Source organism: candidate division WOR-3 bacterium, assembly GCA_039801365.1.
GTDB lineage: Bacteria > Hydrothermota > Tepidihabitantia > Tepidihabitantales > Tepidihabitantaceae > JBDRUN01.
Genome location: JBDRUN010000117.1, coordinates 1 through 6,057 on the forward strand (window position 1 = coordinate 1; position 6,057 = coordinate 6,057).

5 protein-coding genes are annotated in these 6,057 nt (G+C 59.6%); all 5 read right to left on the minus strand.

What is annotated here, in order from left to right; all coding sequences use genetic code 11:
* Nucleotides 1–232: 232 nt before the first annotated feature.
* The gene (locus tag ABIL25_10645) at nucleotides 233–1,270 is read right to left on the minus strand and encodes a glycosyltransferase family 4 protein (protein MEO0082724.1); all 1,038 of its coding nucleotides are present in this window, start codon (nucleotides 1,268–1,270) and stop codon (nucleotides 233–235) included.
* A 13-nt stretch (nucleotides 1,271–1,283) separates the two neighbouring features.
* Nucleotides 1,284–2,822 (minus strand): polysaccharide deacetylase family protein, encoded by a 1,539-nt coding sequence (locus ABIL25_10650; protein MEO0082725.1) that lies wholly within the window; start codon nucleotides 2,820–2,822, stop codon nucleotides 1,284–1,286.
* Nucleotides 2,819–4,213 (minus strand): flippase, encoded by a 1,395-nt coding sequence (locus ABIL25_10655; GenBank protein MEO0082726.1) that lies wholly within the window; start codon nucleotides 4,211–4,213, stop codon nucleotides 2,819–2,821. The genes ABIL25_10650 and ABIL25_10655 overlap by 4 nt, the downstream gene beginning before the upstream one ends.
* Nucleotides 4,210–5,322 (minus strand): glycosyltransferase family 4 protein, encoded by a 1,113-nt coding sequence (locus ABIL25_10660; protein MEO0082727.1) that lies wholly within the window; start codon nucleotides 5,320–5,322, stop codon nucleotides 4,210–4,212. The genes ABIL25_10655 and ABIL25_10660 overlap by 4 nt, the downstream gene beginning before the upstream one ends.
* Nucleotides 5,323–5,364: 42 nt before the next feature.
* The coding region (locus tag ABIL25_10665) for a histone deacetylase (GenBank protein MEO0082728.1) at nucleotides 5,365–6,057 on the minus strand (693 nt) is incomplete at its 5' end.

Consider the following 6,057-nt stretch of genomic DNA (forward strand, 5'->3'; position numbering starts at 1 on the left):
TCCTAATGGTCGCGGTTTGGATAGTCGGCTGGATACCGTTCCTCGGCTGGTTGGTGCTTGCGGCTGTGTATATCTACTGGTTGGTGATGGCGATTATGGGGATCATCAATGCCGCAAGTGGCAAGTACTGGAAGATGCCGATACTAGGCGGGCTGGCCGCGAGCTGGTTCAAGTTCTAGCCAGAGCCTAGTTCTGATAAGGTGCATTATGTAAACTGACAGCGGAGCAGGGGCTAGGCCTGCTCTGCTGTCAGTCTCTTGTAGGCGGCTGCGAGGACCTTGGCGGCCTCTCCCCACAGGAAACGTTGTCGTATCAGCTCACGTAGAGCTTCTGTCTTCGGCTTTGCGATTGATTCGACAAGAGCCTGCCTTATTGACTCCACCGACGATGGTTCCAAGTACGTTGCGTGTTCTCCGAAGTACTCGGTTGTTCCGCCGTGCTTCGTGATGCAGACCTTTGCACCAGCCAACCCAGCCTCCAGTGCGGAAAGACCTGGGGTCTCGTAGAAAGACGGCAGCACCACCGTGTCGCAGGCCGCATAGGCTGAGGCAAGAATGGTCGAGTCGGCCGGCAGCGCAGGTATATGGATGGCACCAGGTAGCTCGCGAACGAGCTCAAGGCAACGCCGACCGTAATCGTTGTGAATGACCCCGCCGATGAGTACGAGCGGCCGGTCAATTCCCCGGACGGCGTTCAACAGGGCGAGAACGTTCTTGCGTCCCCAGCCAATGTGACCGGTATATAGGATGAAGTCCCTCAACCCATACCGGGAGACAAACTCGTCCGGACTGGCGTAATAGAACCGCTCGTCCACACCATTTGGGAGCAACCCGAGCTTTGCTGCTGGCACCCCGAAAGCGCCGGTCATCATGTCCGCCTCTGCTCTTGTATTGGGCAGTACCAAGTCAGCCATGTCGCATAACTCCTTGCAAAACATGTGCTCAGTCCAGAACCCACCACGCTTTCGCAGGCGCTTGGAGACGGCTACGAACGATGCCACGCTCCGCGCTGACCGCCGACTGTAGAATACAGGGCTCAATACCAGCTTCATTCCCAGACTCTTCACCGCCCTGCCGAGGTGGTATGTGCCAACGTGGGCGCCGAACAAGTGAAACAGATTGTACTCCTTGAGCTGGTAGTCCTTCCACGGATCGAACAACTCCACCTCAACATCCAGTTTGCGCAGCTCCCGGGCCAGAGAGTTGACCTGAACCCTCACTCCTCCTCCCAGTATGGTTGCGGCTGAGAACGTGCCAAACATCACCTTCATTTCACTTCCTCCCTTAGCAGCGCCGGAAACGGCGTCTGAGTATCTCCTGTAACCTCACGCGTGCATCCGGTGCGCGCCACTCAATGGTTCTGTCCGACATTAGAGGATGTGTCCGCCACTCTAGCCGGTCCAGGCCTATTCTCTCGTTCCGCAGCGGTACGATAGCCATCTGGTCTTCGCGAAAAGCCACAAGATACGTATCGGCATCGTCTAAGTCGGTTTCAAGCTCAAGCTCGCGGCCGCGGACACCGACCCAAAGCCGGGTCTTTTCGCGCTTCACCCACCAGCGGGCGTATTCGGTCATCGTGATGCCGACACCACATTCCCTGAGCCCACAGGCCGCGACAGTTTCAAACTGGTCGGCGAAACGTTCCAATACGGATGGATGGTCGTACAGTATGCAGGGTTCGAGCCGCGTCACCTGAATTCCTATCACCTGCTCGAAGTAGGCAATAATGCTCTCGGGCCGGGCCCGGGCCGCGACAAGACGCCCAAAGCAGACCGGATGGATCGGCACCTGGAGCAGGCTTGATGGATTGCCACTGACTACGGGCCGGAAAGGTACGTCGTCATAACCGATGCTGAACTCTGAGCTGTACTGCAACCCCGCATCGGCCGCGGCCCGGTTCCACGATTCGTTCCAATCACCGTAAGGTGCGGCGATTCCGACCGGCCTCACTCCGGCTGCCTGCAATAGTTCAACTCCCTTTGCAATGTCGGCACGGTTGCGCCCATAATCATGATACACCCGGTGCCGATAACAGTGGAGCTGGATGTCATGCTCTCGGAGCGGCCCCGCAACAAGGCGACTGAGCTCACCCTCTGCCGCCCCGGTGTTGACAAACCATGACAAAGTTAGCCCCAGCCTGCTGCCCACCTCGGCCACATCGTGAATCGCCTGAGACGAACAGAAGTCAGTGTCCACCCGGAAGCAGAAAGCACTGGCATGGCCTCCAGGGACATAGGAAAGGCGTACATAAGGCAGTCCCCTGGCTCCAAGCAGGAATCTGAGTCCATTAGCTACCAGGCGACGCACCTCTCCCCTGCTCACCCGTGCCACAGTCTCGAACACCGGCCGTGAGAAGCGAGTGGAGAACACACGTGGTGCTGAGCCGCGCCCAGCGAGGACTTTGGCCGGGTCGAATGGCAGCAGAACCGCGTGGCCTGAACCGAATCTGCCAGCAAACACAGCCGGCCTGCCTCCTCGCAAGAGACCGTAGTTTGCACCGGTCGGGACCAGCAAAGAGCCAGCCAGGTCAACACCGCCCACGTTGCGAAACAGAGACGACTGGTCCGGGAAGATGTGGCCGGCGCGGACCCGACGGGTCGTCAGTTCCGGCCAGACTCTGGAGCCAATCCCGGCCCAGGCCAGCACGCTGCCGCCGGAAGCAACAAAACGTCTGACCGCTGAAAGCTCAGGTCCCTCGGGCACCCGGTCAATGATAAGCACGGCCGCACCGTCCGACTGCTCCAGGGCTTTGGTTAAGAAGGGAACACCTTCCTGCACCAGCAGACTGCACCAAACAGGGTCAGTGCCGAGAAGACCGATCATTGCTCAGCCAGGCCCAAGTCCTCTCTGCCAATGCCTCGGCCAAGAAGCAGGACCGCAAGGTAGATTACAGCGCTGGCCGCGGCCGCAACCATCCAGTTCCAGTTGCGCAGGAGTACAAGGACCGCGGCCACACCGAGACCGCCGAGCAGAGGAACAAACATGCGTCTGTCAAGCTGCGGGCGGCACAACCTGAGGAAGTCCCGGCCCATTAGGATGAGCATGCACGCCTCACCGATGACCAGTGCGACTGCTGCCGCGGTTACTCCCCAGACGACAATGCCCGCCACTGACAGTGCGAGCGCCAAGGCCACCCCGACCCCGGTGTTCAGGCAGAATCGCCGTTCCTGGCCAGATGCAAGCAGCGTGTACCCGGCCAGGGTTGTGAGCAGACTAAGCGGCAGGAACCAGACAAGCACAACAACTGGGACCGCTGCTTCCAGATAGTTGTTGCCAAATACCACGATCACGGCCGGTCGCGCAAGCAGGCTGAGCCCGATGCACAATGGCAGGGTGAGGACGATGATTACACGCACCGCGGTTCCGACCAGTCCGGGCAGACGGTCCGGAGCCGATTTGTAGTACCGGCTGACCATCGGCAGGAACACAGCCTGAAACACCCGGTCCAGCATCAGGAGGAAAAATACAAGGCGCTGGGCCGCGGTGAAAAGGCCGGCTTCCTTGTCGGTGCGAAGAAGTGCGAGCGCGATGATGCCGAAGTTCACGTAGATTTGGGTGAGAACCGAAGCCACCCCGACTGGCCAGGAAGTCATGGCCAGTTGTTTCCAGGCGTCGCGGTCAAAGCCCGGTCGCGGCATGCCGAACTCGGCTGCGTAGCGCGCCGCCAGCACGAGTGCGGCCACAATCGTCGCAGCCGCAAGCGCCAAGGGAACCAGCAGAATCTGATGCGGCCCGCGCACCAGCAGGGCGACAAGTACGAAGTACAGTGCATTGGTAAGGACGTGTCCCAGCGCGACGAACTCAGTCCGCTCAATGCCGGTAAAGAGCCATTCAAGCATGAACGTTTGGGCCACGACTCCGGTACTGAAAAGGATGAGTAGTAGTCTGACACCTTGGTCTTTACGGACAAGCAGGGCAAAACACACGATTGCGGCGGTCGCCGCTAGACTCAAGAGCAGGCGGAGCGACAACACGTTGCTGACCAGGTGCGGAATCCTGGTCCGGTCGCGCGCGGCCTCGCGGATGCCAACAGTAAGAAGGCCAAACTTGGTCACAATCACTCCGTAGGACATCACCGAGAAGGCAAATCCGACCTGGCCAAACCCGTCAATTCCCAGACGCCGGGCAAGCAGGGCTGAAACCAGAAATCCGAGCAACCTTGTCACGACCTCACCGATGAGGAGGAACGCAGCGTTCTTTGTCGCCCGCTTCATGCCATAAGACACCGGTACAAGCCGACCAGGTTTTTCTCGGCCTCGGCCCAGTTGTACCGTTCCAGCACTGCCTGCCTTCCTGCCCGGCCCGCGGCTTGGGCGCGTTCAGGACTACCTAGCACGGCCCGGAGAACGTGGGCAATCTTGTTGACATTGGTTGGGTCAACGAGCCAGCCGCATCCGGCCGACCGCACGACCGCCGCAATTTCGGGGAAGTCACTGGCGACTACCGGAATGCCCATGGCCATGAACTCGAATAGCTTGTTCGGCTGACCGGTGTAGTCATTGGTCCGGCCAGGCTGAAGCAGGATGATGCCGACTGAGCTTTCACGGATTGTCAGAAACATCTGTTCGTAGGGCAGCCAGCCCAGAAACTCCACCTGGCCAGCAATGCCGGTCTGAGCCACAAACGACTTGGCCCAGCGTTCAATATCAGAGTGCGGATCGAAGTTACCGACAACCCGGAGCCGCGCGTCAGGAAATTCGGCTACGACCTTGGCAAATGCCTCGAGCAATTTGTCAAATCCCCTGTGCCTGGTTACCATCCCGGTGTAGGCTAACCACGGCTTGCGCCGAGTTGCTGGCTCTGGAACCGAGTCGAGTGCCGGATAGTTTGGGACCAGCACCGGTTCCCGACCCTGGTCGGCGAAGCGTCTTGCCCGCGTCGCGTTGGTCTCAATTATCGCATCAGCGCGGCGCAGAGCTTCGCGCTCAAGGTATTTGACGCGCAAAGCCAGAAGCCAGCGAACCGGCGCAAGAAGGTCGTCGCGCTCGGCATACACCGCTGGATACAGCTCGGTTGAGTCATACACAATTCTTGTTCCGGGATGCCTGCGCGCAATGGTAAGGCCGAGTTCCAGGGTCCAGGGATCAAGGCAATGGTACACGGCGGCCGCCTGCTCCTCGGCTAGGCGTCGGATAAGCGCGAGGGTCCGGCTCTTGGCAATTCCGCGCAACCGGGGAACCGCAAACACACTGACACCTTTGCGCGGCCGCTGCTTCGAACCGGACTCAAGCCCAATGAGAGACACGTCGTATCCAGCACGAGCCAGCGAAACCGCTTCACGATGAAAGAACCGGCTGTAGTCAACCGGATGGGACGAAGTCATCAAACAGACGCGCGGCCGCGAAGAACTGGCTACTGTCAGACGCTACTCTTTTTCAGAAAGGTCAACATCCGGCTCTGTGGGTTCCGGCGTCGTCGCCGCCTCGACCGGCTTCGGCAGCTGACCGAGCACGCGCAGACACTCCCTAGCCGTGTTGGTGTGAATGTCAACCGTGTCCTTCGTGTCCAGTGCGTAGCCGCCGGCCAGAACCGGAACAACTGGGATGCCACGTTTGTGGCAACCGTCAATCACGATGCGGTCCCGCAGGGCAAGGCCACGTTTGGTCAACCGGAGCGTACCAAGCTGGTCCAGGTGGTATGGGTCGGCGCCGGCAACATAGACAACAAGCTGAGGTTTGTGGTCGTCCAGTATCTTCGGTACCGCCTGGCGCATATGCTCGATGTACACGTCGTCACCAGTCTCATCGTCGAGTCCGATGTCCCAGTCCGAGTCCTCCTTGATTGGATAGAGATGCTCCTGGTGGATCGAAAAGGTGAAAACCCGCGGCTCATTTGCGAAGATGCGGGCCGTACCGTTACCTTGGTGCAGGTCGCAGTCAATGACCGCGGCCCGCTCGATACGTCGGTCCGCAAGCATGCGTCTGATGCCCACCGCGATGTCGTTGACGTAGCAGAATCCTTCGCCATGGTCCGCAAACGCATGATGAAACCCGCCACCAAGGTGCATCGCCACCTTGTCATCAAGCGCCAGTCGGCAGGCAAGTACAGTACCGGCTGC